Origin of the sequence: Streptomyces sp. NBC_01214, from assembly GCF_026340975.1 — a bacterium.
Taxonomy (GTDB): domain Bacteria; phylum Actinomycetota; class Actinomycetes; order Streptomycetales; family Streptomycetaceae; genus Streptomyces.
In genome coordinates this window covers 1,087,817-1,113,637 of sequence record NZ_JAPEOS010000003.1, presented here as the reverse complement: position 1 = coordinate 1,113,637, position 25,821 = coordinate 1,087,817, and the positions used below count along the sequence as shown (strand labels likewise).

26 protein-coding genes are annotated in these 25,821 nt (G+C 73.2%); 10 read left to right on the top strand and 16 right to left on the bottom strand.

Annotated features, from left to right (window positions below):
• Positions 1–461: 461 nt before the first annotated feature.
• From OG594_RS41340 to OG594_RS41330, 3 genes are read right to left on the bottom strand one after another with little or no spacing between them, the layout of a single operon-like run.
• On the bottom strand, positions 462–1,133 hold the full coding sequence (locus OG594_RS41340; RefSeq protein ID WP_266607525.1) for a GNAT family N-acetyltransferase: 672 nt from the start codon (positions 1,131–1,133) through the stop codon (positions 462–464).
• Positions 1,126–1,743: a hypothetical protein gene (locus OG594_RS41335; protein ID WP_266607524.1), complete on the bottom strand. Its 618-nt coding sequence runs from the start codon at positions 1,741–1,743 to the stop codon at positions 1,126–1,128. The genes OG594_RS41340 and OG594_RS41335 overlap by 8 nt, the downstream gene beginning before the upstream one ends.
• Entirely contained in the window at positions 1,733–2,353 is a 621-nt protein-coding gene (locus OG594_RS41330; RefSeq protein ID WP_266607523.1) for a TetR/AcrR family transcriptional regulator, read from the bottom strand. The genes OG594_RS41335 and OG594_RS41330 overlap by 11 nt, the downstream gene beginning before the upstream one ends.
• A gap of 136 nt (positions 2,354–2,489) precedes the next feature.
• Here OG594_RS41330 and bla point away from each other — a divergent pair, with 136 nt between their 5' ends.
• From bla to OG594_RS41315, 3 genes are all read left to right on the top strand, one after another.
• Entirely contained in the window at positions 2,490–3,383 is an 894-nt protein-coding gene (gene bla / locus OG594_RS41325; protein ID WP_266608833.1) for a class A beta-lactamase, read from the top strand.
• 93 nt (positions 3,384–3,476) lie between these two features.
• Complete coding sequence (locus OG594_RS41320; protein ID WP_266607522.1) at positions 3,477–3,938, top strand: trans-aconitate 2-methyltransferase; 462 nt, start codon at positions 3,477–3,479, stop codon at positions 3,936–3,938.
• Positions 3,939–4,054: 116 nt separating this feature from the next.
• Positions 4,055–4,234, top strand: coding sequence for a hypothetical protein (locus OG594_RS41315; RefSeq protein ID WP_266607521.1), 180 nt, complete (start codon positions 4,055–4,057; stop codon positions 4,232–4,234).
• Between the two features lie 100 nt (positions 4,235–4,334).
• Here OG594_RS41315 and OG594_RS41310 read toward each other — a convergent pair whose 3' ends face one another.
• Positions 4,335–4,853 (bottom strand): hypothetical protein, encoded by a 519-nt coding sequence (locus OG594_RS41310; protein WP_266607520.1) that lies wholly within the window; start codon positions 4,851–4,853, stop codon positions 4,335–4,337.
• A 49-nt stretch (positions 4,854–4,902) separates the two neighbouring features.
• The gene (locus OG594_RS41305; RefSeq protein ID WP_266607519.1) at positions 4,903–5,511 is read right to left on the bottom strand and encodes a TetR/AcrR family transcriptional regulator; all 609 of its coding nucleotides are present in this window, start codon (positions 5,509–5,511) and stop codon (positions 4,903–4,905) included.
• Between the two features lie 178 nt (positions 5,512–5,689).
• Here OG594_RS41305 and OG594_RS41300 point away from each other — a divergent pair, with 178 nt between their 5' ends.
• Positions 5,690–6,421 carry an SDR family oxidoreductase gene (locus OG594_RS41300; RefSeq protein ID WP_266608832.1) on the top strand — a complete coding sequence of 244 codons (732 nt, stop codon included), beginning with the start codon at positions 5,690–5,692 and terminating at the stop codon, positions 6,419–6,421.
• 56 nt (positions 6,422–6,477) lie between these two features.
• Here the strand turns inward: OG594_RS41300 and OG594_RS41295 are convergent, their stop codons facing one another.
• From OG594_RS41295 to OG594_RS41285, 3 genes are all read right to left on the bottom strand, one after another.
• Positions 6,478–8,214, bottom strand: coding sequence for an acyl-CoA dehydrogenase family protein (locus OG594_RS41295; RefSeq protein WP_266607518.1), 1,737 nt, complete (start codon positions 8,212–8,214; stop codon positions 6,478–6,480).
• A 132-nt stretch (positions 8,215–8,346) separates the two neighbouring features.
• Positions 8,347–8,919 carry a PadR family transcriptional regulator gene (locus OG594_RS41290; protein ID WP_266607517.1) on the bottom strand — a complete coding sequence of 191 codons (573 nt, stop codon included), beginning with the start codon at positions 8,917–8,919 and terminating at the stop codon, positions 8,347–8,349.
• 110 nt (positions 8,920–9,029) lie between these two features.
• Entirely contained in the window at positions 9,030–10,127 is a 1,098-nt protein-coding gene (locus OG594_RS41285) for an esterase family protein (protein WP_266607516.1), read from the bottom strand.
• 562 nt (positions 10,128–10,689) lie between these two features.
• Between OG594_RS41285 and OG594_RS41280 the strand changes: the two genes are divergently transcribed.
• The 5 genes from OG594_RS41280 to OG594_RS41260 all read left to right on the top strand — a co-directional run bounded on the left by OG594_RS41280 (position 10,690) and on the right by OG594_RS41260 (position 17,343).
• Positions 10,690–11,379, top strand: coding sequence for a molybdopterin-dependent oxidoreductase (locus tag OG594_RS41280; RefSeq protein ID WP_266607515.1), 690 nt, complete (start codon positions 10,690–10,692; stop codon positions 11,377–11,379).
• Positions 11,369–12,628 carry a Dyp-type peroxidase gene (locus OG594_RS41275; RefSeq protein ID WP_266607514.1) on the top strand — a complete coding sequence of 420 codons (1,260 nt, stop codon included), beginning with the start codon at positions 11,369–11,371 and terminating at the stop codon, positions 12,626–12,628. Before OG594_RS41280 ends, OG594_RS41275 begins: the two co-directional genes overlap by 11 nt.
• 138 nt (positions 12,629–12,766) lie before the next feature.
• Positions 12,767–13,372, top strand: coding sequence for a GPP34 family phosphoprotein (locus OG594_RS41270; RefSeq protein ID WP_266607513.1), 606 nt, complete (start codon positions 12,767–12,769; stop codon positions 13,370–13,372).
• A 131-nt stretch (positions 13,373–13,503) separates the two neighbouring features.
• Positions 13,504–16,257, top strand: a complete 2,754-nt coding sequence (locus OG594_RS41265) for an AAA family ATPase (protein WP_266607512.1) — start codon at positions 13,504–13,506, stop codon at positions 16,255–16,257.
• A gap of 129 nt (positions 16,258–16,386) precedes the next feature.
• On the top strand, positions 16,387–17,343 hold the full coding sequence (locus OG594_RS41260) for a helix-turn-helix domain-containing protein (RefSeq protein WP_266607511.1): 957 nt from the start codon (positions 16,387–16,389) through the stop codon (positions 17,341–17,343).
• 5 nt (positions 17,344–17,348) lie between these two features.
• Here the strand turns inward: OG594_RS41260 and OG594_RS41255 are convergent, their stop codons facing one another.
• The 8 genes from OG594_RS41255 to OG594_RS41220 form a co-directional block, all read right to left on the bottom strand.
• Entirely contained in the window at positions 17,349–18,074 is a 726-nt protein-coding gene (locus OG594_RS41255) for a GPR1/FUN34/YaaH family transporter (RefSeq protein ID WP_266607510.1), read from the bottom strand.
• A 25-nt stretch (positions 18,075–18,099) separates the two neighbouring features.
• On the bottom strand, positions 18,100–19,989 hold the full coding sequence (locus OG594_RS41250) for an amidohydrolase (RefSeq protein WP_266608830.1): 1,890 nt from the start codon (positions 19,987–19,989) through the stop codon (positions 18,100–18,102).
• Between the two features lie 23 nt (positions 19,990–20,012).
• Positions 20,013–20,966: an alpha/beta hydrolase gene (locus OG594_RS41245; RefSeq protein WP_266607509.1), complete on the bottom strand. Its 954-nt coding sequence runs from the start codon at positions 20,964–20,966 to the stop codon at positions 20,013–20,015.
• A 68-nt stretch (positions 20,967–21,034) separates the two neighbouring features.
• A complete protein-coding gene (locus tag OG594_RS41240; RefSeq protein WP_266607508.1) occupies positions 21,035–21,865 on the bottom strand; it encodes an alpha/beta fold hydrolase in 831 nt (276 codons plus the stop codon).
• Between the two features lie 145 nt (positions 21,866–22,010).
• Positions 22,011–22,511: a DoxX family protein gene (locus OG594_RS41235; RefSeq protein ID WP_266607507.1), complete on the bottom strand. Its 501-nt coding sequence runs from the start codon at positions 22,509–22,511 to the stop codon at positions 22,011–22,013.
• 5 nt (positions 22,512–22,516) lie between these two features.
• Positions 22,517–23,179, bottom strand: a complete 663-nt coding sequence (locus OG594_RS41230; RefSeq protein WP_266607506.1) for a hydrolase — start codon at positions 23,177–23,179, stop codon at positions 22,517–22,519.
• A gap of 199 nt (positions 23,180–23,378) precedes the next feature.
• Positions 23,379–23,996 carry a nucleoside/nucleotide kinase family protein gene (locus OG594_RS41225; protein ID WP_266607505.1) on the bottom strand — a complete coding sequence of 206 codons (618 nt, stop codon included), beginning with the start codon at positions 23,994–23,996 and terminating at the stop codon, positions 23,379–23,381.
• A 73-nt stretch (positions 23,997–24,069) separates the two neighbouring features.
• A complete protein-coding gene (locus OG594_RS41220) occupies positions 24,070–24,489 on the bottom strand; it encodes an Ig domain-containing protein (RefSeq protein ID WP_266607504.1) in 420 nt (139 codons plus the stop codon).
• A gap of 174 nt (positions 24,490–24,663) precedes the next feature.
• On the opposite strand from OG594_RS41220, the gene OG594_RS41215 reads away from it, so the two are divergent.
• On the top strand, positions 24,664–25,743 hold the full coding sequence (locus OG594_RS41215) for a hypothetical protein (RefSeq protein ID WP_266607503.1): 1,080 nt from the start codon (positions 24,664–24,666) through the stop codon (positions 25,741–25,743).
• Positions 25,744–25,821 lie beyond the last annotated feature (78 nt).

The window sequence follows — 25,821 nt, the reverse complement described above, 5'->3', positions numbered from 1 at the left end:
CGGATGCGCGCGTCACCGAGGAACGAGGAAAAAAAGGGGGCGAATTATCCGGGAATCCGTCCAGATCCGGGGGAACAGTAACGGCCGGTACGCCCGCCTTGAGCCTGAAAACCGTTGGCATTACCTCGATGCAGTGATCTTGCATCGCAGGTGGTTTGCCGGGGTTATTAACGATATTCGGCCTTGTTCACGAACACGGCCGAAAAGCGGCGCGGCGGTCCCTTCGCGCGGCTGCCCTCATCTGCTAGGACACGTCGGCTCGGGCTGGGTCCCGTCGCCAAAGTGGCGTCGGCCGAGCCCGCGGCGTCCGGTGCCATGGGGCCTCCCCAGGCCCGCAGGGCCGAGGGGAAGCATCGCAAGACGGAGGGGCGCCCGTGTACTGGACGTACTCGGGCGCCCCGACAACGCGGCCGTGTGCGGTGCCGGACGCCGCGGGCCCGACGGGACCTTGACGACAGGGCCTAGGCCGGCCGCCACATCGCCGTCACCTTCAGCGGGCCCACCGTCAGGCGCCGCAGGACGGTGAAGCCGAAGCGGTGATAGAGCCGGACGTTCGCCTCGTCGGCGGTGGTGAGGAAGATGCCGCCGGGCGCGGGGGTCGCGGCGAGCAGGTGGCCGAGGAGCCGCCCTCCGGCACCCCGCCCGGCCGCCTCGGGCTGCACGCCGATGAACTCGAGGGTCCAGGCCCCGGCTGGGATCCCGGCCTCGGCGGCGTGCAGGTAGCGCAGCGTCCGCACCAGGGTGCGCGGGCCGCAGCCCACCAGGGTGCGGGCCGCCCAGGCCGCCCGCGCCGCACCCGAGGGGACGGCGGCCGGCGGGGTGAGGACGGCGGCGGCGACGGGCCGCCCGGCGCCGTCGGTCAGCAGGTGGCGGCGGGCTCCGGGGAGCGTGGCGTGCGTACGCAGCGTGGCACTGAACCATGCCCGCCGTGCGCGGTCTGATCCGCCCGCGATCCAGGTCATGGCGGGTTCGCGGACGAAGGCGGCGGCCAGTACGGGCGCGCACCGCGCGGGCGGCGGGGCGTCGTCGCGGTCCAGGCGGTCCGGCCCGGCACTGCCACCGGCACTGGCACTGGCACCGGCGTCGGCGTCGGCGTCGGGGCCGGGGCCGGGACCCGCGTCGGGCTCAGACATCGCGCCGCCGTTCCAGCGGTGCCTCCGGTACGAGGTGGCACACCAGGAGCTTCAGGAAGAAGAGCGGTGCGAACCAGGCGAGGGCGGCGGGCACGGGCAGCCAGAACAGGTTGACCACCACGGCCGCGGAGTAACAGGCCATGGCCACCGGGCGCTTGAGATGGACGGGCGCGAACTCCACGACCACGGCGGCGCAGAGCAGCAGCGCCGTGTTGCCCAGCGTCCAACCGCGGTCCCCGCCGAGCACCAGCAGGCCCATCGCGGCGAGGTGGAGCACGTGCGCGCCGACGAAGAGCAGGCGGGCGCGCCGGGCCCCGGGGTCCTGGCGGTGGTACCAGCGCTTGGCGGAGTTCGTGGCGTTGGTGAGGATCCCCCCGAGCAGATCGAGGCCGATCAGCACCACCACCACCCACTGGAGTCCGTTCCAGTCACGGTGGATCCCCGACGACCACACACCGGCCGCGAGCAGCACCGCGCACCCGCCCGCGCCGAGGATCTCCACCGCCGACTCGGAGCGGGACTTGCCCGGCCCCATGAACCGTTCCAGGCGGCCCAGCGGCCCCGGGGAGGTGGGCGGTATCTCCCAGTGGATCTCCAGATCAGTGCGCACGCCCCGCTCCTCCGTCCGTGCCGCCGTTCCACAGCCCCCGCAGCAGGCTCCAGACCTGCTCGTTCCCGGGCGACGCGGGTTCCGTCGGCTGCGCCGTGCGCAGTGCGGTGAGCGCCCATTCGTCGGCCGCCCGCATCACGGCCGCGGTCGCTCCGGCCAGCAGGGCCGCGTCCACGTCCGTCCGGATGAATCCGAGGCGCTGTCCGTCCACGACCACGGCCCCGAACCAGCCGAGCCAGACCTCGCCCCGAGCCCGACCGACGGCGGCGTCGGCGAGGGCCAGATCGTCCGGGTGGGCGCGCAAGTGGGTGACCAGGGCACTCGATCCGGCTTCCAGCCGGGCCCAGAAGTCGGCCTCGTCGCGGGCCGGGGTCCACGGGCCGAGCACACCGAGGAGGCGGTCGAGCACGTCGTCGAGGACGGCGGCGAGGAGGTCCTCACGGCCGTCGAAGTACTGGTAGGCGGCGGTCTTCGAGAAGCCTGCGGCCTCGATGATCTTGTTGTACGAGGCGGACGCGGGGCCGTGCTCGGCGAAGTGCACACGGGCGACGGCGAGGATCGCCTCCTGTCGCTCGGCCGGCAGGCGGTGGAATCGAGGGAGCGGAGTCATGTACTTACGGTACACACCAGCAGGGTGTACCACTAGTACACCTCGCCGGGAGATCAATGACGGGGAACCGAATTGATCACGTTCGGCGTCTTCGAGGGCATATGACCGGCGAGGAAGAGGAGAACCTGACGTGAGGATCCCGGACACATCGACGTCCCGACGCGCGCTGCTGAGCGTGGGTGCGGGGGTGGCCCTGGCCGCCGCACTACCGGTGGGCACGGCCCGTGCCGCCGCACCGGTGGCGGGGCTGCGCGCGCTGGAACGCGAATACGGGGCGCGGCTGGGCGTGTACGCGCTGGACACCGGCACCGGCCGGACCGTGGTCCACCGGGCCGACGAACCGTTCCCCATGTGCTCGGTGTTCAAGACGCTGGCGGCCGCGGCCGTGCTGCGGGACCTCGACCACGACGGCACCCGTCTCGCCCAGCGCATCCACTACACGCTCCAGGACGTCACGGACGCGGGCGGCGGGTCGATCACGGAGCGGCCCGAGAACGTCGCGGGCGGCCTGACCGTGGCGGAACTCTGCTCGGCCGCCATCGCCCAGAGCGACAACGCGGCCGCCAACCTGCTGCTGCGCGAGCTCGGCGGCCCCACCACGATCACCCGCTTCTGCCGCTCGCTGGGCGACCGTACGACCCGGCTCGACCGGTGGGAGCCCGAGCTGAACACGGCCGAGCCGTGGCGGGAGACGGACACGACCAGCCCCCGCGCGATCGGGCGGACGTACGCCCGCCTCTCGCTCGGCGACGCGCTGGAAATCGGGGACCGGGAGCAGCTGAACCGGTGGCTGTTGTCGAACACCACCAGCGGCGATCGCCTCCGGGCCGGCCTGCCGAAGGACTGGGCCGTCGGGGACAAGACGGGGGCCGGTTCGTACGGGACCAACAACAACGTGGGCATCGCGTGGCCCCCGGGGCGCCCGCCTTTGGTCCTGGCGATCCTCTCGACCATGCCGGAGGCGACGGCGCCGCGCGACAACACGCTGATCGCCAGGACCGCGAAGCTGCTGGCGGACACGCTCGCCTGAGCCCTTGGCCCCCGTCCCCGTCCCCGTCTCCGTCTCCGTCTCCGTCTCCGTCGGTAGGGCGGTCGCCGGCCGAGCGGGGAGGCGGGGATCGGGATGACTGCGTGGGGACAGGTCGACATGGCGCGCAGTCAGGTGTTCGGGGAGGTGGCCGAGCTCTACGCCGCCGCCCGCCCGGGATACGCGGACGCGCTGGCGGCGGAGGTGCTCGCGTACGCGGATCCGGGTGGGCGCACGGCCGTGGAGGTCGGCGCGGGGACCGGCAAGGCCACGGTGGCGTTCGCGGCGCCGGGCCCGTCCGTGGTGTGCATCGAGCCCGATCCGCGCATGGCCCGGGTGCTCCGCCGCAACACCTCGCGCCACCCCGGGGTCCGGGTGCACGGCGGCAGCTTCGCGGAGCGGCGGCCCGGCGGCCGCCGCTCCGGGCTGCTCTTCGCCGCCGCGTCCTGGCACTGGGTGGACCCGGTGCGGCGCCGGGACCTGGTCCGGGACGCCCTCGCGCCGGGCGGGGCGGTGGCGTTGTTCTGGAACCCGCAGGGGTGCGCGACAAGCGGGTGACCGGTCGCCGCACCGTGAACCGGCCTCCGCCTACGGCGACGTGCCCGGGAACCGGGCCGGGCAGCCCGGCTGGCCCGAGCAGGAATGCCGCCGCGACGGGCGCTTCACCGACCTGCGTGCCGTCCGGTACCGGCAGGAGCAGCACGACGACACCGGCCGCTACCTGGGCTACGCGGCCCCGCTCTCCCGCTACCGCGTCCTGCCGCCCGACCGACACGGCGCAGGTCCTCGACGCCCACGGCGGCGGCATCGAGATGGACCACTTCAGCGACCTCTTCCTCGCCCGGGCCGGGTGAACCGGGAGTCCGGGGGCCGCCCGGGCCGGGGGCCTTGATCGTGCCCGCCTCATGACGGGGCGGCCCGCCCTGCCGGAAGGCACCGGGGCAGTCCTCGTCGTCAGGGGAGGTCCGGGCACTCCTCGACGAAGCCCTGGGAGACGGGCTGCCATGCACCACGGGCCTCACGCACGTCCAGTCGGTCCGCCTCCTCCACGCTCGCGATCAACTGGGCGGTGGTCAAGGGGACGGCCGCTGCGTAGACCCGTCCGAGGTGGTGGCAGTGCACCATCGGAGCGATCTCCTTCGCGTACGGCTCGTCGGCAACCGCGAAGAGATCGGGCAGGGTCCAGCCCAGCGGTCCTGCTACGGCGGACAGCAGCTGCCAGCGGTGCGGACTGGGGTCGCTGCGCCGCACCATCTCGTTCAGCGTGCTGAAGGACAGTCCCACGAACGGCAGTTCGCGGATGCCGAAGCCGCGATTGCGGATCAGCCCACCGAGCACGGCGGCAAGCCTGGTCTCGGCGGGGCGGCTGTACGGCCACGGCGGCTGCACGAAGACTCCTGGAGCGGGGAGGCGGGGCAGCGAGCGGACGAAAGCCTCCAGCGCGGCGAGTTGCGCATGGTCGCAGTGACTCACGCGGTGTGCGAACCGCCTGACGACCTCGGCGGCACGCCCCGGGGGTGTCTCAGGACGACCCTCCGGCACCTCCCGCGCGCCCCTGCACCAGCGGGAAGCACAGTCCGTCCAGGTTGAGGTCGAGGAGGCGTTCGGCCTGGGCCCGCTGCTCGGGGCCGGCCGAGGTGAGGGCGATGCCGGCGAGGGCGGCGAACATGTCGGTCGAGCTGATGTCGGACCTGATCGCACCTGCGGCGGTGCAGGCCTCCATGAGGGACGTGAGGGCGTCCTGGATCATCCGGCGGCTGTCGGCGTAGGGGTTGGTACCCGCCGCGAGGACGGCGCGCATCGCGTCGGCCATGCCCATCTTGGCGGTGGCGTAGTCGATGAAGCGGCGCGTCCAGGCGCGCAGGGCCTCGTACGGCGGCAGGGTCTCCAGGAGGGTGGGGACCGAGTCGCACAGGCGCGCGACCTCGTTGCGGTAGGCCGCCTCGATCAGGGCTTCCCGGGTGGGGAAGTTGCGGTAGAGGGTGCCGGTGCCCACACCGGCCTCCTTGGCGATGCGCTCGAAGTGCGCTTCCAACCCCTGCTCGGTGAACACGCGCACCGCGGCAGCCAGGATCTTGTCCCGGTTGCGCTGCGCGTCGGCCCTCAGCGGGCGTCCTGCATCTGCGGCCATCAGCGGCTCCCTCGTTCCTCACTTGCTAAGTGGAGGAGCCTCCACTTAGTGTGAGCTGAAGTGGCGGCGCCTCCACTTTCACTCTAGGGCATGCCCTCGGCCTGCCCTTCCTCTTCTTCCTCTTCCGAAGGGACGGCCCGTCATGTCGGGAACTGCGCAACTCTCGGGGATCGCGGACATCACTGGTATTGCGGGAAAGGTCGTCGCCATCACCGGCGCCGGCAGCGGCATCGGCGAGGCGACCGCCCTCCTGCTCGCCGAGCGGGGCGCGAAGGTGGTCCTCGGCGCACGGCGCACCGAGCGCCTCCAGGCGCTCGCCGCACGGATCGAGCGGGCCGGTGGTGGGGCCGCCTGGATCCGTACGGACGTGACGCGGCGCGGCGACGTGACCGGCCTCGTCGACCTGGCCCGGGAGCGTTACGGCAGGCTCGACGTACTCGTCAGCAACGCCGGGGTCGGACTCATCTCCCCGCTCGACGAACTGCGCGTCGAGGACTGGGAGGAGATGATCGACGTCAACCTCAAGGGCGTCCTCTACGGGATCGCCGCGGCGCTCCCCCTCTTCCGGGAGCAGGGCTGCGGACACTTCGTCAACATCGTGTCCACCGCCGGTCTGCGCGTCGTGCCGCTCCAGTCGGTGTACGCCGGCACCAAGAACGCCGTGCGCACGATCTCCGAGGGCCTGCGCCAGGAGGCCGGGGACCGCCTGCGCGTGACCGTCGTGTCGCCCGGGGCCGTCCGTACGGACTTCACGGAGCGCATGGGACCGCAGGCCCGGGCCCGGATCGACAAGATGATGGAGACCGCGCTGTCGCCGGACGCGGTGGCCCGCGCCGTCGCCTTCGCCGTCGAGCAGCCGGACGGTGTCGACGTGGGCGACATCGTCGTACGCCCCACCGCGCAGGCCTGAGCGGGGGACCGGCTCCGTCCGTGACGGGCCGTGCCGGTCCCCCGGAGGCCGCGTTCCTACGGGGCCATCTCGTACGTGCCGGACAGCGCCTCGACCCGCGCCCAGACGCGCGCCGCCCGCTCCTCGTCGACGACCGGACGTCGGACCGCGCCCAGCGCCCATTCCTGCTGGGCCGCCGTCGCGGAGTCCTTGCCGTACAGCTCGACCGCGTGGCCGGAGAAGTCGCGGACCAGGACGGAGAACAGCTCGTCGAGCACCGACCCGTCCAGGTCCGTCAGACGGGCCTGCTCCAGGATCAGCTGTCCGTACACGACCAGCGCGAAGAGCTGGCCCACGGAGAGGAGGAAGTCGAGGTCGCGGCTCTGCTCCTCGTCCGGAGCGACGGTGGCCACGAACGCGCAGAGCGCGTCGGCCTGCTCGCGGAACCGGGCCACGTTCGGCACGTCGGCGTACGCGTCGTAGGCGGTCCGCCAGTCGTGGAACTGCACGGCGCCCAGGCCGCGAGCCGGGCCCTGCTGGAAGAGGAAGGCGTCGTCGGCCGCGTCGAGCCGGGTCGGTACGGCCGGGTACTCGGCCGGGTTCAGCAGGTGGTTGCGCATGAACTTGAGGATCAGGGCGAGGTTGACGTGGACCGTGCCCTCCAGCTTGGGCAGTCCGCGGATCTCGATGGCCGCCTGCGCGAAGTAGTTGTCCTTCTCGAAGCCCTTGGCGGCGATGACGTCCCACATCAGGTCGATGACCTTCTCGCCCTCCGTGGTCACCTTCATCTTCGTCATCGGGTTGAAGAGGAGGTAGCGGCGGTCGTCCGGGCCGGCGGAGCGGAAGTAGTCGACGGCGCGGTCGCTGAAGAGCTTCATGCCGACCAGGCGGACGTACGCGTCGGCCAGCTCCCGGCGCACGTGCGGGAAGGCGGTGACCGGGCGGCCGTAGAGGACCCGGTTGTGCGCGTGGGTCACGGCCTCGTACATCGCGTGCTCGCAGATGCCGATGGAGGCGGTGCAGAGGTTGAACTTGCCGACGTTGACGGTGTTCAGGGCGGCGTCGAAGGCGGCCTTGCCGGTGTGCAGGACGTCCTCGGCGCGGACCGGGTAGTCGTCGAGGCGGAACTCGCTGACGTACTTGGAGGAGTCGACGACGTTCTTCACCAGGTGGTACGCGGGGTGACGGCTGTCGGCGGCGAAGAAGACGTAGCCGTCGGGGCCCTCTATGTCGGTGCGGCGACCGAAGACGGAGACGAGGCCGGCGGCGTTGCCGTTGCCGATGTAGTACTTGGAGCCGCTCGCGCGGAAGCCGCCGGCACCGGCTTCGTCGACGTACGGCCGCAGCAGCATGTCGGTGGAGTAGATGTCGGCGCCGTGGGTCTTCTCGGACAGGCCGAAGGCGAACACCTCGCCCTCGGCGAGGAGCTGGGCGGCGCGGGCGCGGGCGTCGGCGTTGTCGCTCTGCCAGACCGGGCCGAGGCCGAGGATGGTGACCTGCCAGGCGTACCAGTAGTCGAGGCCGTAGAAGCCGAAGATCTCGTTCAGGGCGGCGATCCGTGCCGTGTCCCAGCGCTGGTCGGACTCCCCCTCGCCGGCCTCGGTGGCCGGGGTCAGGAAGGTCGCGAAGAGGCCCTCCTTCGCGGAGAAGGCGAGGAAGTCGGCGAGCCAGGCACGGGAGCGGTAGTCCTCGATCAGCCGGCGCTTGCCGCGGCTCTCGAACCAGTCGACGGTGGCGCGCAGCAGCCTGCGGGTCTCGGGGTCGAAGTGCGCCGGGTCGTACGTGTGCGGGTTGAAGAGCAGGGCGTCTGCCATGGAGGTTCACCTTCCGAGGGGTTGACGGAGGAGGGCTGGAGAGGGGGCCGGGCAACTGCACGGGGGCGGGGCCGTGCGGCGGGGTCGTGCGGCGGGGTCGCGGGCGGTGCGGCTGCCGCGGCGTGACGAGGTTCAGGCGGGGGCGGTCGGCGGGGGCCCGCCGAGCCGGTGGAGGGTGGCGAGGACGTCGTCGAGCCAGGCGATCGTCATCCGCTCGAACGCGATGCCGCCGCGCAGCACGACGTGCTGGAGCTCCTGACCGGCGTCGAGCGGTGCGGGGGCGTCCGGCCCGGTGAAGTCGCGCAGTTCACCGGCGAGGTAGCGGGCCAGCCGTTCGCTGTGCGCCCGGTGGTGCCGCTCGACCTCGTGGATCAGCGCGGCCGGGTCGTCGAAGGCCGCGCCGCGGATCTTGACGGCGAGGTCGTGGCGGAGGCTCTCGGGCTCGATCGGCTCGTGCAGCCACTCCGCGAGGGCGGTGCGGCCGGGGCCGGCGACGGAGTACTCCTTCTTGTCCGGCCGGCCCTGCTGCGGGACCGCGCGTACGGCGAGCAACCCGTTGCCCTCCATACGTGCCAGGACCCGGTAGATCTGCTGGTGGGTGGCGGTCCAGAAGTAGCCGATGGACCGGTCGAAACGGCGGGCCAGCTCGTAGCCGGAGCCCGGCTTCTCCAGCAGGGAGACGAGGATCGCGTGGTCGAGCGCCATGCCCCGATCTTTCTATGCAACTCGTTGCATAGACAAGCGGCAGGGGTCAGGTGAGACGCGGCTCACCCGGGCGCGGGCGGCGCTGCCGGAGGCCGCCGGAGGCCGCCGGCTCACTCGGCCGTGAGCCGCGCGCCCGTCCAGACGAGCGCCGGCGGGATCTCCCGCAGCCAGGTGTTGAAGCTGTGGCCACCACTGTCGAGGATGATCGACGAGACGTGGGCGGGTGCCTTCACCTTGCGGATGAACTCCTGCGTCTCACCGTAGTTCGGCTCGCCCCGCAGCGAGGAGGTCACCAGGAACGAGGAGTTTCCCTGGGGCAGGTGGTCCAGGTGCCACAGCAGGTCGGACCGCTTCTCCTCGTCCTTGTTCCCCTTGAACAGGTCGCCGGAGTCCTTGTCGATCTCGGGCCGGTACTCGGCCGACAGGCCCACGCCGACCGCGTACGCCTCCGGGTGCTGCACCGCCATCTTCAGGGCGCAGTAGCCCCCGGTGGAGTCGCCGATGATGCCCCAGCTCCGCGCCGACGTGCCCACGCGGTACGTGCCGGAGACCGCCTTGACGACGTCCGCGCCGAAGAAGGCCTCGCTCTGCGGGCCCCCGGGAACGTCGACGCACTGGGTGTTGGGCGCGGCGATGGTGGGCCGCATCATCACCAGGACCATCGGCTGCATGCGCTTCTGCTTCGCCAGGCTCCACGCCAGCCTCGGGTAGTGCAGCTTCTTGATGAGGTTCTCGGCCATGCCCGGGTAGCCCGTGAGGACGACTGCGGCCGGGAACCTGCGCCGCTCGTCGCTCTTGTCGAAGTACTCCGGCGGCAGGTACACGTACGCCTCGGCGGCGGCCCGGGACCGCTCACCGTGGATCTTCACCTTCTCGATCACCCCGCCCACCTGCGGGTTCCGGCCGCCGGGCACCTCCGGGGCCTGCCGGCCCAGCACTTCTACGGCGGCACCTCCCGGGACGGCCGGGGCATGCTGCTTCGTACCGGCGAGGTCGGCCCAGGAGTCGTAGAGGAGGAAGGTGCGGTTGGCCGCGGCACCGACCGAGGCGAGGACCGCCAGCTGCACGAGCACGAGCAGCCCGACGCGCCCCAGCACCCGGCGGGCGCCCGGGCGTCCGAGCCGGGGCCACAGCCATACCGTGAGGGCGAACAGCAGTGCAGTGCACAATGCGACGCTCGCCATGAGCGTGCCACTCGTCAGACCCATGAATCCGTGAACCCTCTGCGCCGTCCCCGTCCGGACGTTCGGGTCCGGAGCGCTACCAGTGGGTAGCGCACCAGGCAAGAGGGGTGAAGCGGGCGCCGCGTTCCCTCACGGAGGGGGCGGTATCGGGCAAAGGGGTGGTGCGGGCCGGGTAACCCGGGGGCCGGGTGCGGCGCCGGCACCCGGGTGTCGGCCCGGAACGGCGGGATCCAGCACCCGACCTCGGGTGAAGCCAGTGAACCAGCGCCCGGGCGGGGAATCGACGGGACGGGTCCACTGGACGGGCCTACTGGACGGGTCTACGAAAGGGCCCCGCACCGGGCATCCCCCCTGTCGAATCCACCAGCACGGCCGGCTCGACTCCCCTTTTGTGCAATGCCACATGAAGTGCTGACGGCGACACGGATCCCCTGACGAAATCCCTTTCCGACGCTGTCGGCATTTGACAGTCCTCCTGTATGTTTCACGCGGCAAATCACCTTCCCCATGCCGATTTTCCCTTGCAGATGCGCTCAAGAAAGCGCTCTGACCTCGGTGGACGGCAGTCGCTGACCAGGAGATCCGCATGACGCAGGACGAAGACCGCCGGATACGCGCGGGCCGGGCAGCGCAGCGCGTGGCGCACGTGTGTGCCGCCGCCGCCACCGCCCTGCTGATCACCTCCTGCGGCACGGCCGACGACCCGAAGGGCGCGGCCGCTCCGTCCGCCCCCGCGTCGGCGTCGGCATCGGCATCGGCATCGGCATCGGCATCGGCATCGGCATCGACATCGGCTTCCCCCAAGGCCTCGTTGGCTCCGATCAAGCCGGGCGAGGTACGCATCGCGGGCGAGGTCGACAAGCCGTACACCATCACCCTGGCCGACCTGCGCAAGCTGCCCCAGGCCGAGGCCTCGGTGGAGTTCGTCAGCGCCAAGGGCGACCAGAAGCACACCTACCAGGGCGTGCTGCTGCACGAAGTGCTGAAGGCGGCCCAGCCGCGCTTCGACCAGAGCAAGAAGAACGGGCAGCTGCGCGGGGTGGTCGCGGCCACCGGCGGCGGCGACTACCGCGCGGTCTTCGCGTGGGCCGAAATCGATCCGGGATTCGCCAAGTCCCAGGTCCTGCTGGCCGTTTCCGAGGACGGGACGGCCTTCGAGGACTCGGCCGGCCCGCGCCTGGTCGTCCCGCAGGACACCCGCGGCGGCCGCTACGTCTCCGAACTGAACCAGTTGTGGGTCGGCACCGTCGATCCGGTGGTCGACGGTGCCCACTGAGGCATCCGGAGCGCCCGGCCGCCGGCAGCCCCTGACCCGGCGCGCGCTGCTCGGCGCCGCCGGGCTCGGGGCCGCGGCGGGCGGCGCCCTCGTCGCGGCCATGGTGCGCGAGTCCCCGGCCGCGCCGGGCGGCGCGGGGGCGGCCGTCCCCTTCCACGGACCGCAGCAGGCCGGGATCCTGCACCCCCGTCAGACCCACGCCCACCTGGTCGCCTTCGACTTCGGGGCGCGGACCGACCGGGGCCGGGCCACCGCGCTCCTGCTGCGCTGGAGCACTGCCGCCGCGCGCCTCACCCGCGGCGAACCGGTCGGCGAGGAGATCAGCCCACCGGGTTCCCGGGCCGTCGACACGGGCGTCGCGCTGGGCTCCGGGCCCGCTTCGCTCACCCTCACCTTCGGTTTCGGCGCGAGCTTCTTCGACCGGGTGGGCCTGGCCGCGGCCCGCCCCGAGGCGCTCGCACCGCTGCCCTCCTTCCCCGACGACCAGCTCGACCCCGCACGCGGCGGCGGCGACCTGTTCGTCCAGATCGCGGCCGACGACCCGCTCGTCGGCCTGCACGCCCTGCGCACCGTGCAGCGCCTGGCGCACGGCGAGGCGAAGACCCGCTGGGTGATGTCCGGGTTCACCACCGCGCCGGTGCCCGGCCGTACCGCGCCCACGCACCGCAACCTCATGGGACAGCTCGACGGCACCGCCAACCCCTCCCCCGCCAGTGCCGCCGCGCGCGACCGGATCCTCGTGACCGCCGCCGGTGCGCCGCCGTGGCTGGTGGGCGGCTCGTACGTGGTGGTCCGCCGGATCCGGATGCTCCTCGACCACTGGGACACCCTCCCCCTGGAGCACCGGGAACAGGCCGTCGGACGCCGCGCCGCCGACGGCTCCCCGCTCACCGGCGGCGGCGAACGCACCGCCCCCGCCCTCGCGGCCAACCGTCCCGACGGCGTCCCGGTGATCGCGTACAACGCACACGTCCGGCTGGCCGCACCCGCCACCAACGGCGGCGCGACCATGCTGCGCCGCGGCTGGTCGTACTACGACGGCCTGCGCCCGGACGGCACACCGGACGCCGGGCTGCTCTTCGTCGCCTGGCAGTCCGACCCCCGCACCGGATTCGTCCCCGTACAGCAGCGCCTGGCCCGCGGCGATGCACTCGGCCGCTACCTGGTCCACGAGGCGTCGTCGCTGTTCGTGGTCCCCGGCGGCGTCCTCCCGGGCGGCTACGTCGGCCAAGCCCTGCTGGACGAGTAGGCCTACCGGGTGGATCCGGGAACCAGTCGGCCGTCGCGGGCGTTGGTGCGACCATAGGTAGGTGATCAGCCGGCCCCACCGGCCGGCTGGCCCCCGCCGGTATCCGCGCCTTCCGACCGATTGCGAGGGGAGCCGTTCATGAGCACGGCGAAAGACCTGTTCATCATCGCGATGGACCCGCCGCCGGACCGTTCCGTCGGGCAGGGCGACCTGTCGCTCGCCCTGGCGGGAGCCGAGCTGATCGACCTCCTCGACGCGCAGGCCGCCGCCCTGGACGGCGACCGCATCGTGCCCGGCGGGGAGCAGGAACTGCACGACCCCTTGCTGGCCGAGGCCGCGTCGGCGCTCACCCGCCAGGTGCCGTACGAGCGGGTCGACGACTGGCTGTGGCGCCGCGGCCGTGATCTGTCCGCGGCATACCAGGCCGCTCTGGAGGAGGCCGGCGAGCTGACGCGGGGACGGCGCGGCCTGCTGCCCTTCGGTACCGACCGCCTGGAGCTGTCCGATACGCCCGCCCGCCGCCGGGCACTGGGCCGCCAGGAGGAGGACGAGCCCGTCCTCGCCGCGCTCGCCTCGGTCGTGGGCATCGGCAGCGGCGACCCCGAGGCCGAACCGCGCCCGGGTGACGATGCGGTGACGACCGTCCTGGCCGTCGTCAACGACGCGGTGATGGAGCTGGAGGCCGTACGCCAGCGGCGCACCATCGAGAACGCGGCGTTCGCCAACATCTGGCGCGGCCCCTGAGACCACCCCGTCCGTGAGGTGCGTTACGCCCGGTCAGAACCACGGCGCGGCCCGACTATGCTCGCCGGAGTGCCGTCCGCCCCTGTGTACGAACGGCGGATGTCCTCCCGTTGAGAAGGTTCGGAATAAGCGTGTTGATCGGGCGTCAGGAAGAACGGGCGACCATCGCCGCCGCGTTGTCACCGAAGGCGGCCACCGCGTCGCTGCTGCTGCTCGGTGAGCCCGGGGTCGGCAAGACCCTGCTGTTGGACACGACCGTCGACGACGCGCTCGCGGCGGGGACCCGGGTGCTGCGCGTCCGCGGCAACGCGGCGGAGACCGAGCTGGCCTTCGCGGGGCTGCACCAGTTGCTGCTGCCCGTGCTGGACCGGGCCGACGACCTGCCGGTCCGTCAGCGCGGAGCCCTGATGGCGGCCTTCGGCCTGGGCGACGACCCGGCCCCGCCCGACCCCATGATGATGAGCCTGGCCGTACTGACCCTGGTCTCGCACGTCGCGTCGGCCGGGCGGGTGCTGCTCGTCGTCGACGACGCCCAGTGGATCGACCGCGGGAGCTGCCAGGTACTGGGGTTCCTCGCCCGACGTCTCGCGGGCGAGCCGATCGGGCTGCTCGTCGCCTCGCGCGGTACCTGCCGACCGGAGTGGCTGGACCGGTCGGTCCCGGAGCTGGTGGTGCCCGCGCTGTCGCCGGCCGAGGCCGAGGAACTGATCGGCGCGCAGCCGGATCCGCCCCTGGGGGCCGCCCGGCGCCGCGTGCTGGAGACCGCCGCGGGCAACCCGCTGGCCCTGGTGGAGCTTTCGCGCTCGGCGGCCCGCGACGGCGTGCTCCGGACGGACGGGCCCCGGACGGCCGTGCTCCAGACGACCGGGCTCCACGCGGCCGGTCACCTCCCGGTCACCGAGCTGCTGGAGCAGACCTTCGCCGCCCAGGTGGACGAGCTGCCCGCGGCGACGCGGACCGCGCTGCTGGTCGCGGCGGCGGCCGAGGGCGTCGGGCCGGCCGGCGTACTGGCGGCCCTGCCGCCGGGCACGGACATGGACGTCTGGCTGCCTGCGGAGCGGGCGGGCCTCGTCCGGCTGCACAGCGACCGCATCGACTTCCGGCATCCCCTGGTCCGCTCCGCGATCTACGGGGCCGCCCCGTTCGCCGAGCGCCGGCGGACCCACCTGGCGCTGGCGGCCTCGCTCGACGGCGATCCCGACCGGCGGGCCTGGCAGTTGTCGGCCGCTACGGTGGAACCGGACGCGACGGTGTCCGCCGCGCTCGAGGCCACCGCCATGCGGGCGTTCACCCGCGGCGCGCTCGCCGAGGCCCTGGCCGGCCTGGAACGCTCCGCGCAGCTGAACGCCAGCCCTGCCGAGCAGACCCGGCTGCTGACGACGGCGGCGTACGCGGGCATCCTGACGGGCGACATCGACCGGGCGGAGGAGCTCGCGGCGAAGGCCGCCTCGGTCAACGAGGACCCGGCGGCGACGCCCTGGATATCGGCGCTCACCGCCCTGGTGGAGATGCTGATGATGCGGATGGAGCGGGCGTTCGCCCTGATCGCCCCCGACACCCTGCCCGACGTGGCGCACCTCGACGAGGGCAGTTCCACGATCGTCACCGGGATCGCCTACCACTCGGGCAGTCCGGTCCAGCGCGAGCGCGTGCTGCGGCTGCTGGCCGGCCGCGACCTGACGGGGCCGACCCCGCCGCATCCCTTCCACCTCTGGGACGCCGGTGTCACGGACCCCTTCGGCAAGGGCGAGCTGGTCCGGTCGCACCTGCCCGCCGTCACCTCCGCGCCGGGCCGCGCGCCCACCGAGAACCATACGCTCGGCGTGCTCTGCATGATCCTCGACGAGACCGAGACGGCGGTGAGCCTGCTCCGTGAGGTGGCCAACCCGCAATGGGAGGACGCCGACGCCTTCCACGCCGGGATGACCGCCGCCGATCTGGCCTGGGCCAATCTGGACCGGGGCCGATGGGCGGACGCCCGGCTCGGTGTCGAGCGGCTCGCCGGCCGGTTCCTGGGCGGTGTCCACACGCACGGCTCCGCGCGGGCGCTGACCGTCCTGGCCACCCTGTGCGCGCTCACCGGCGAACCGGAGCTCGCCGTACGGCACGCGACGGCCGCCCTCGCCGTCACGGAGCCGGCCGGGGTGCTCGGCGCCGTCGTCCGCGCCCGCCGGGCGGCGGGTCTCGCCGCCACGGCACTCGGTGACCACGCCTCGGCCTTCCGGCACTTCCGCGCCCTGTTCGACGGGGAGGGAGCGCCCGTCCACTACCACCTGTCGTGCTACGCCGTCGCCGACTACGCGGCGGCCGCGGTGCTCATCGGCCGCGCCGAAGCCGCCTCGGCCGCCCTGGAGCAGGTCACCGCCGTGGTCGCCGGCGGCGGCTCCGCCCGGCTGCGGCAGCTCCTGGGCCGGGCCCGGGCGCTGCTCGCCGATCCGGCCGCGGCCGGCCCGTCCTTCGAGAGCGCGCTGGCGGACCCGGCCGGCCACCGCTGGCCCTTCGAACACGCCCAGACCTGGCTGGAGTACGGGGAGTGGCTGCGCAGGCAGCGCCGGATCGCCGAGGCCCGGGCCGCCCTGATCAAAGCCCGTGAGATCTTCGAGGGGTTGGGGGCGGTGCACTGGAGCGAGCGGGCACAGGCCGAGCTGCGCGCAGCCGGCGTGGCCGTCGAATCCGCCCCGCGCAGCGCGTTCCGGACCCTGACGCCGCAGCGTCAGCGGATCGTCCGGCTGGCGGCCGAGGGCCTGACCAACCGCGAGATCGGCGAGCGCCTGTTCCTCTCGCCGCGGACCGTCGGCACCCACCTCTACCAGGCCTTCCCGGTGCTGGGCGTCACCTCGCGCGGCCGGCTGCGGGACGTGGTGGAGCCGGAGTCGAGCGACTGAGGCACAGGGCTGAGGCACGGGGCTGAGGCGCGCGGCTGAGGCACAGGGCAAGTCATGTGACGGATGGCAGCGGCGGTGGTCGTTCCGAGACTGGGGGGAGGAAAGCGCCCCACCCCCCTCGGAGTTCCCATGAGCGTCGTATTCACCACCTCGCTGCTGTCCCCGTACGAACGGGCGGACTACTGGCACAACCTGGTGTCGGAGACGTTCATCCCCCTCGACGTCACCCTGCACGAACCCGTGCCGTCCGCATGGAGCATCGCCAGCGAACGTCTCGGTCCCCTGCAGATCTCGGTGGTCCAGGCGGGCCGGCAGAGCGTGTCGCGCAACCGGCGGCTGATCTCCCGGGGCGGGGAGGAGTTCCTCACCGTCACCTTCCAGCACACCGGCACCGCGCGGCTGACCCAGGACGGCCGCCGGGCCCTGGTCGGGCCCGGGACCTTCACCTGCTCGGACGCCGGACGCCCGTACGAGCGGGAGCAGCCGGACCACTTCCGCTTCACGGCGATCCGGGTCCCCAAGAGCGGGCTGGGCGTACCGGAGTCGGATCTGCGGGCGGTCACCGGCACGGTCTTCAGCGGTGACGGCGGGACCTCCGGGCTGGTCGCCGGCTTCCTGGGGCGGCTGGCCGAGCGGGCCTCCGGCTTCGACGCGTACACGGGCCAGCAGCTCGCCATGACCGCCATGGACCTGCTGACCGTGCTGGTGCGCGAGCGGCAGGGGCGGCTGGATCCGTACGCCTCGGACACGGCTCGGGGCATGCTGGCGCGCGTCAAGGCGTACGTCCTCACGTCCTTGGCCGATCCCGACCTGTCGCCGGAGCGCATCGCGGCCGCGCACCACATCTCGGTGCGGTACCTGCACAAGCTCTTCCAGCCGGAGGGGACCACGGTGGGCCGCTGGATCCGGCAGGAGCGGCTGGAGCGGTGCCGGCGCGACCTGTCGCGGCAGACGGGGTCGGCGCCGGCGGTCACCGCGGTCGCCCAGCGCTGGGGGTTCACGAACCCGTCCCACTTCAGCCGGGCCTTCCGCGCCGCCTACGGCATGTCGCCCCGGGAGTGGCAGTGCGGCGCCCGGGGCGAATGACCATCTCACAGGGTGCGCCGTACCCCGGCCTGGCGTTCCAGGTTCCGCAGTTGCACGACGAGGTCCCCCTCGACCGCGGTGTGGGCGGGGCCGCTGCGGCCGATGGGCAGTACCTGTTCGCCGCGCATGTCCTCCAGCATCAGGGCGAAGGCGGCGTAGGTGGCGACCAGGGCCACGAGGAGGCCGAGGGCTCCCGCCAGTTGTCCGGGCCATTCGGCCCCGGTCAGCCCCGCCAGGCCGGTGGCCGCCCAGCGCGGCAGGGAAACCACGATGACCAGCCACAGGGCCCGCTTGGGCCGGGTCACGAGGGCCATCAGCGCCCCGAAGCACAGCAGTGCCAGATTGAACACGCCCAGCACCCGGTGGCCGCCGGCCGCGCCGGTTCCCGTCACGAGGGCGTACGCCAGCCAGCTGCCGGCGAACGTGCCCATGAGGGTGGCCGCGATCACGTCTCGGGCGCCGAACGCGAGGAAGCTCACCAGGAGTTGGAGGGCGAAGGCGGGCAGCACGCACAGGGCGACGGCCCTGCGGTCGGCGGCCTCGAAGACCCCGAGCTGTAGGCAGCCCGTCATCACGGAGGCGATCGCCACCGTGAAGAAGCCCAGGGGCATCGGTGAGGCGATGGGGTGCAGGTTGATCCGTGTCATCGCCCGGAGGTCCGGTTCGTGGCGGCGCCCGGGCGGTGCCCCGTCCGGGGCGCCCGCGGCGGTGTTGCCCGGGACCGTACTCATGTGGTGGGTTCCCCTGTTCCGTGGGTCAGTGCGCGAAGCACGGGTCGACGAAGGGTTGCGGCGCCGTCTCGGGCGCCGATCCGCGCGCCCGTCGCCACAGCCGGTGCCGTTCGGACTCGGCGACGGCTTCGGCCATCAGCTCGGCCTGACGTACGCCGCCGCCCGCCTGGTACCCGCCGAAGCGGGCCACCGGCGCCCACTGCGGGCTGACCGGCGGGAGCGGCTCGTCCAGGCCCTCGTACTCGGCGGTCCCGTACACGATGCGGCCGCCGACGACCGTGCACACGGACTCGATGCCGGGGATCGCGGCCTCGGGCACGGTGAAGTAGTCCTCCGACAGGATCGCGAGGTCGCCGTAACCACCCTCCCGCAGCACCCCCTTGACGTCCCCCTCGCCGGTGAGCTGCGCACCGCCGCGGGTGTAGAGGTCGAGCGCGGTCTCCCGGCTGATCGGGCTCCCGGCCGGGTGGAGCGGCGTACCGCCCACGGTGCGGCCGGTCACCAGCCAGTGCAGGCAGACCCACGGGTTGTACGAGGACACGCGCGTGGCGTCGGTACCGGCGGCGACGGTGAGACCCCGGTCGAGCATGGCGCGTACCGGCGGGGCGTGGGAGGCGGCCTCGGCACCGTAGCGGTCGAGGAAGGCGGTCCCCTGGAAGGACATCCGGTTCTGCACGGAGAGGGCGCCGCCGAGGGCGGCGATGCGGTCCAGGCTGTCGGCCGAGACGGTCTCGGCGTGGTCGAAGAGCCAGCGATTGCCGCCGGGGAAGAGCCCTTCGGCGGCGAGCTTTTCGAAGACCGCCAGGTCGCGGCGGATCGTCTCGTCGTAGGTGGCGTGGAGCCGGAAGCCCCAGCCGTGCTCCATCAGCAGCCGGACGGCCTGCTCGAACTCGGCCTCGTACCCGCCGGCGAGCGCCGGGCGGGGCTCGGAGAAGTTCTCGAAGTCGGCGGCCGCCCAGGTCAGGTTCTCGCCGGCGCCGCCGAGGCGCAGCCACTCGTCACCGTCCCCCGGCTTGACGGTCTCGGTCCAGCGTTTCAGATCGGCGAGCTCCTGCCCGGCGGTCTGCGGGAACAAGTGGTAGGTGATGCGCAGCGACAGCTCCCCCGACCGGGCCAGGTCGATGACGGTGGCGTAGTCGTCGGGGAAGTTCTGGAACCCGCCGGCGGCGTCGACCGCCGAGGTCAGCCCGAAGCGGTTCAGCTCGCGCAGGAAGTGCCGCGTCGAGGTCCGCCGGTCGGCCGCGTCCAGCGTCGGTGCCTTGGCCAGGGTGGAGTACAGGACGAGCGCGCTCGGCGCCGCCAGGAGGACCCCGGTGGGCTCGCCGTCGTGGCCCCGGACGATCTGGCCGCCGCGCGGGTCGGGGGTCTCGCGGGTGAATCCGGCGGCCCGCACGGCCGCCCGGTTCATCAGCGCCGACTGGTAGAGGTGCAGGACGAACACCGGGGTGTCGGGCGCCGCGGCGTTCAGCTCGGCCACGGTCGGCATCCGGCGTTCGGCGAACTGCTCGGCGGTCCAGCCGCCGACCACCCGGATCCACTGGCCCTTGGGGGTGCGGCCGGCCTGCTCGCGCAGCATGGCCAGCGCCTGCCGCAGGCTGCGTACGCCGTCCCAGCGCAGCTCCAGGACGTAGTTCAGGCCGCCCCGGATGACGTGCAGGTGCGAGTCGTTCAGTCCCGGGACCACGCGGCGGCCCAGGGCGTCGACCACCCGGGTCGCCGGGCCCACGAGCCCGGCGAGGTCGTGGTCGTCGCCGAGGGCCACGATGCGGCCGTCGCGGATCGCGACGGCCCGGGCCTCGGGCCGGGCCGGGTCCCCGGTGTGCACCTTCGCGTTGCGCACGAGCAGGTCCGCCGCCGGGCGGACGGCCGCCGGATCCTCCGGGCGCCGGGCGGGGCCCACCCCGGCCACGGGCATGCTCGTCGTACCGGCCGGGGCCGTCATGCCAGGGCCTCGCGCAGGGTCTCGACGGCCTGGCCGATGGCGAGCGACGCGGCCCGCGTCTCGCGCAGCGCGTTCAGCATGACGAAGTCGTGGATGGTGCCCAGCACGCGCAGGGCCGTGACCGGCACCCCGGCGGCGCGCAGCCGGGCGGCGTACGCCTCGCCCTCGTCGCGCAGGACGTCGGCCTCGGCGGTGATGACCAGGGCGGGCGGCAGACCGGTGAGCTGGTCGAGGGAAGCGCGCAGCGGGGAGGCGGTGATCTGCGCCCGCTCGGCCGCGTCGGTCGTGTACTGGTCCCAGAACCAGCGCATGGCGTCGCGGCGCAGGAAGTAGCCCTCGGCGAACTGCGCGTAGGAGTCGGTGTCGAAGGCCGCGTCGGTGACCGGGTAGAAGAGGACCTGGTGGAGGATGTGGACGTCACCGCGCTGCTTGGCCATGAGGGTGAGGGCGGCGCTCATGTTGCCGCCGACCGAGTCGCCCGCGACGGCGATCCTGGAGCCGTCGAGGTCCTTGTGGTGTCCCTCGCGGGCCACCCACTGGGCGACGGTGTAGTTCTGCTCGATGGCGACCGGGTAGCGGGCCTCGGGTGACAGGTCGTACTCGGGGAAGACCACGGCCGCCCGTGCGCCGACGGCCAGTTCGCGGACCAGCCGGTCGTGGGTGTGGGCGTTGCCGAAGACCCAGCCCGCTCCGTGCAGGTAGAGGATGACGGGCAGCGGGCCGGTGACGCCGAGGGGGCGGACGATCCGGGTGCGGACGTCACCGGTGGGGCCGCCCTGGACGGTGGTCCATTCCTCGTCGACGGCGGGCAGGGCGACGCCCTCGCCGCTCTGCACGTCGTCCACGGCCTTGCGGCCGTCGGCAACGGGGATCTGGTAGAGGTACGGCGGCTGGGCGGTGGCGTGGGCGAAGGCCTGGGCGGCGGGTTCGAGTACCGGCTCTTCGGGCATGGGGGTTCTCCTTCAGTGGGGGAATCGGGGGCTGGTGGCCGTGGCCGGGGCCGGGGCCGTGCTCGTGCTCAGCGGAGGAAGGCGAGCAGGGCGGTGTTGACCTCGGCGGCGTGGGTCCAGGTGAGGCCGTGCGGGCCGCCGGGGACGACCGTGAGCTGGGCGCCGGCGATGCGCTCGGCCAGGGGGATCGCCGTGGCCTCGATGGGCAGGGTGCGGTCGGCGTCGCCGTGGATGATGAGCGTGGGCACGTCGATGCGGGGCAGGTCGGCGCGGAAGTCGGTGAGCCAGGCCTGGACGCAGTCGAGGGTGCCCTTGGCGGATGCGCCGACGGCCACGTTCCAACTGGCGCGGACGGCCTCCTCGCTGATGCGTTCGCCGCCGAGCACGTCGACGTTGTAGAAGTCGGCGAAGAAGGAGCTCATGAACGCGAAGCGGTCGGCGGTGATGGCGTCCTCGATGCCCTTGAAGACGGCGGCGTCCACCCCGCCGGGGTTGTCGTCGGTCTCCAGCAGGAAGGGCGGAACCACGCCGATCATGACGGCCTTGGCGATGCGCTCGCTGCCGTAGGTGCCGAGGTAGCGGGTCACTTCGCCGGTGCCCATGGAGAAGCCGACCAGGACGGCGTCGCGCAGGTCGAGCGCGGTGAGGACCTCGTTCAGGTCGGAGGCGAAGGTGTCGTAGTCGTAGCCGTCGGCGGGCTGGTCGGAGCGGCCGAAGCCGCGCCGGTCGTAGGTGATGACCCGGTGGCCGGCGGCGAGCAGGGCGGCGGTCTGCTTCTCCCAGGAGGCTCCGCTCAGCGGCCAGCCGTGGATCAGCACGACCGGCGCTCCGGTGCCGTGGTCCTCGTAGTAGAGCTCGACGGGGGCGGTGCGGCCTTCTGCGACCTTGATGTACGGCACGGGTGGTGCTCCTCTTTCGGATGTGTACGGGTGGTGCGGGTGGTGCGGATGCGTAGGTGCGTGGGTGGGGGGCCGGGTGGGCCCGGCCGGCCGGCGCACAGGGGTATGCGCGGACGGCCGGGCCCGGTCCGTGCGGCGGGGGTGCTCAGCCGTGGTCGGCGGCCGGGGCGCGGTGCAGGACCAGCCGGGTGAGCAGGCCGCTGCCGACGCCCGCCGCGAGCACGGGGGCCGTCCACCACAGCGGGTACGGGGTGAGGCCGATCGCCGCGTCGAGGGAGAGGGCGCCGGGCCCGGTGGCCGCGAGCGCGGCGGCGCTGACGATCAGCACCAAGGGGTACTCGTAGCCGTCGTTCTGCACCCAGAGGCCGCCGGGCCACTTCACGGTGAGGGCGACGGTCATGACCCCGATGACGCCGGTCGCGGCGAGCGGTGTCAGCAGGCCCGCGGCCAGCAGGAGGCCCGATCCGATCTGGCCGCCGCCCGCCGCGAGGGCGGTGAGGACGCCGCCGCGGAAACCGTCGGCGCGGAACTCGCGCGCACCGCCGTCGAGGCCCTTGCCGCCCAGGTGCCGGCTGACCTTCTGCACCCCGTGGGCCGCGACGAGCAGCCCCACCAGCAGACGCAACATCAGGATGCCGGTGTCCAAAGGGGTCAGCCGGCCGCGTGCTCGCCGATGACGGCCTGCGCGTAGACGACGCCGAGGCCGTAGGCACCGGCGTGGGCCTTGACGATCTCCATGACGGCGCCGTACGTCTCCTGGCGCGCCCAGTCGCGCTGGAGCTCCAGCAGTACCTGCACCCAGGTCACCGGCACGGCCCCGGCGGCCAGCATCCGCTGGACGGCGTGCTCGTGGGCGGTCGGGCTGACGCCTCCGGAGGCGTCGGAGACCACGTAGACCTCGTAACCCTGCTCCAGTGCGGACAGGGCGGGCAGCACCAGGCAGACCTCGGTCCACAGGCCCGACAGGACGATCTTCTTGCGTCCGGTCGCCTTGACGGCCGCCACGAGCGCCTCGTCCTCCCAGGCGTTCATCGACGTACGGTCGATGACCTCGTGTCCGGGGAACACGTCGGCGAGCTGGGGCAGCAGCGGACCGGAGAAGGATTCGGCGGCGACGGTGGTCAGCACGACCGGCACGTCGAACGCCTTGGCCGCCTTCGCGAGGCCCACCGTGCTGTTGATGATGGCGGTGCGGTCACCGCTGCCGGTACCGAAGAACATCTGCGGCTGGTGGTCGACGAAGAGCATGACCGCGTTGTCGGGCGTGAGCAGGTCCGCGCTCGGAGCGGCCTGGACCTTGCTGATGTCGAACATGGGGGGTGTCCTCCCGGAGCACTATGGATCATCGCCGTCCGCGATCGATCCGCGGCCCGGCACACCCCGAAACTACGGACGCCCCTACCGTCCGACTTTCCTTACCGTGCACGGGTGTTGGCACGAGAGTGCACGACGCCGACCCGCCGCGCACGACGCCGCGCGTGCCCGACCCGCCGCGCATGCCCGTCGGGCGCCGTCAGTCGGCGTCGAGGACGAGGTCCGCGCGGTGCCGGCCCAGGGCGACGAGGCGGGCGTTGTGTTCGTCCGAGCGGGCCACCCATGCGCGTGCGTGCGCGGGGTCCTTGCCGTGTCGTACGTGACGGCCGATCAGCCGCTCCAGGCGGAGGTCCTCGGCCGGGGCGAGGTACCAGGCCTCGTCCACCAGGGGGCGCACCGAGGCCCACTCCCCCACGTCGTGCAACAGGTAGTTCCCCTCGGTGATCACCAGCGGTACGTCCGGGGGCACGGGGATGCTGCCCGCGATCGGCTCCTCCAGGGAGCGGTCGAAGGCAGGCGCGTACACCGTGGGTCCGAGCGGTGCGCGCAGCCGGCGCAGCAGGGCGACGTACCCGGCGGCGTCGAAGGTGTCCGGGGCGCCCTTGCGGTCGGCGCGGCCCAGGCGGTCCAACACGGCCTGGGCGAGGTGGAAGCCGTCCATCGGGACCACGACGGCGCGCTCCGGCCCGAGCGCGTCCGCGAGCCGGGCGGCCAGTGTCGACTTTCCGGCCCCCGGCGGCCCGGCAATGCCCAGGACGCGCCGCTCGCCCGCGGTGGCCAGCGCCCGTGCCCTCGATACCGCTTCGGTCGTGTCCATCCGCACATCCTGCCCGAGGAGCAGCGCCCGGCACCCCTCCCCGCGATCGGGAGAGGGGCGCCGGGCCGCCGGGTCAGCAGCGGGGACAGGCGTCGCGGATCACGCGCCAGGTGAAGGTGGCGGAGCCGGTCGCACCCGTGGCGTCCTTGGCGGTGACGGTCACGGTACGGATGCCGCTGCCGCGCAGGAGGCCCGAGATCAGGCCGGTCGAGGGATTGATCGAGGCACCGACCGGCAGGTTGACCGCCGACCAGGTGTAGGGGGCCGCGCCACCGGTGGCGCGCATCGGTAAGTACGCGGAGTCGTACTGGAGGGACACCTGGTTGCCCGGGTTGACCACGGACGGGGCGGCGGCGGCCACCGTGCGGGTCACCGCCGGGCCGGTCGAGCCGTGCGGCGCGGCGACGGACGGACCGACCGACGCTGCCAGGACAGCGGTCAGGCCGACGGCCAGCGCCGCCAGTCTGCGCGGGGTGCGTGTACGTGTGCTCAACAGGACCTCCGAACTCGTCGGGCGAGGACGGCGTTCCCGGTACGCGTCCCGGAAACCGTCATCGCCCGTTGTGGGCATGCATGTTCGAGGTGCGTGGCGCGTCGGAATCATAGGCGGGCCCGGCCGTCCCGTCGATGGCGCCGCGGTCGGCCGGCCGGGCCTACGATGTCCGCCATGCCCGGTACGGTCCCCGTCCCGCTCGCCCCGCCGCCCCGCGCTCGACTGCGCTCCGCCGCCCGCCTGATCGTGTGCGCCGCCGTGCCCTGGTTCCTCTGCCTGTGGTGGGGCACGAGCACGGTTCCGGTGCCGGCCGCCCTACCGGCCGTACTGATCCTGCGCGACGACGTGTACGACGCCCCGCGACGGGGCTGGGAGCGGCTCGTGGGCGTCGTCGTGGGCGTGGCGCTGACCACCCTCGTGCTGCACTGGCTGCCGCCGCCCACGGCCTCCTCGGTGACCTCGGTGTCGGCGGCCGCCTCGGTGTCCTTCCTCGCCGTACTGGCCTGCGGCTGTGCGGGCATGTACCTGATGTACCAGGGCGGCGCCCCCAACCAGCAGGTCCTGGTCAGCGCGCTGGTGATCTACGCGACCGCCCTCCCCGGCTACGCCCTGGCCCGCCTGGCGGAGAGCGCCGTCGGCATCGCCGCCGTCGTCCTGTTGGGGCCGCTGCTGTGGCCGCCGGACCCGTACCGGTCGGCCGCGGCCGGCCTGCGCACGTACCGGGGCGAACTCGATGACCTCCTCGGTACGGTCGCCGCCCGGCTCGGCACCGGCGGACCGCCCACCGCCCGGGGGCTCCCCGAGGACGCGGAGCTGTGGCTGCGGCCGCGGAACGGCCTCGCGGCGTACGAGCGGGCGGCTCGACGCACCCGGCTGCCCCGGCTGTACCTCCGTACGCCGAAGCGGCCGCCGGACGGGCTGGAGGAACGGCTGAGGCTCGCCGACCGGACCGCCCTCACCCTCCAGTACTTCACCCGGGAGCTCCGCGAGCGCGCCCGGACCGACGGCTGCGCCCCGCCTCCCGGAACCGGGTCGGACACCGCCCTGCGCGAGCTCGCCCCGCTGGTCCGGGCCACCGCCCGGACCGTGGACACCGCCCTGCGCGGCGGGGACTGCGCCGCGGACCTCGACCGGGCCCGCGCCCTGGACCTCGCCCACCGCGCGGCCCACCCCACCCGGCACGACGCCGTCCTGCGGGCGGGCCTCCACCTGACCCACGAGGCCGTCGCCGACCACGTGGCGGCCCGCCCCTGAGGACCGTCCGGGGCAACCCCGCGCGGGTCGCCCGCCCCTGACCGCCCGTGTGCCCGTGCACCGGGCACAGTGGCCCCG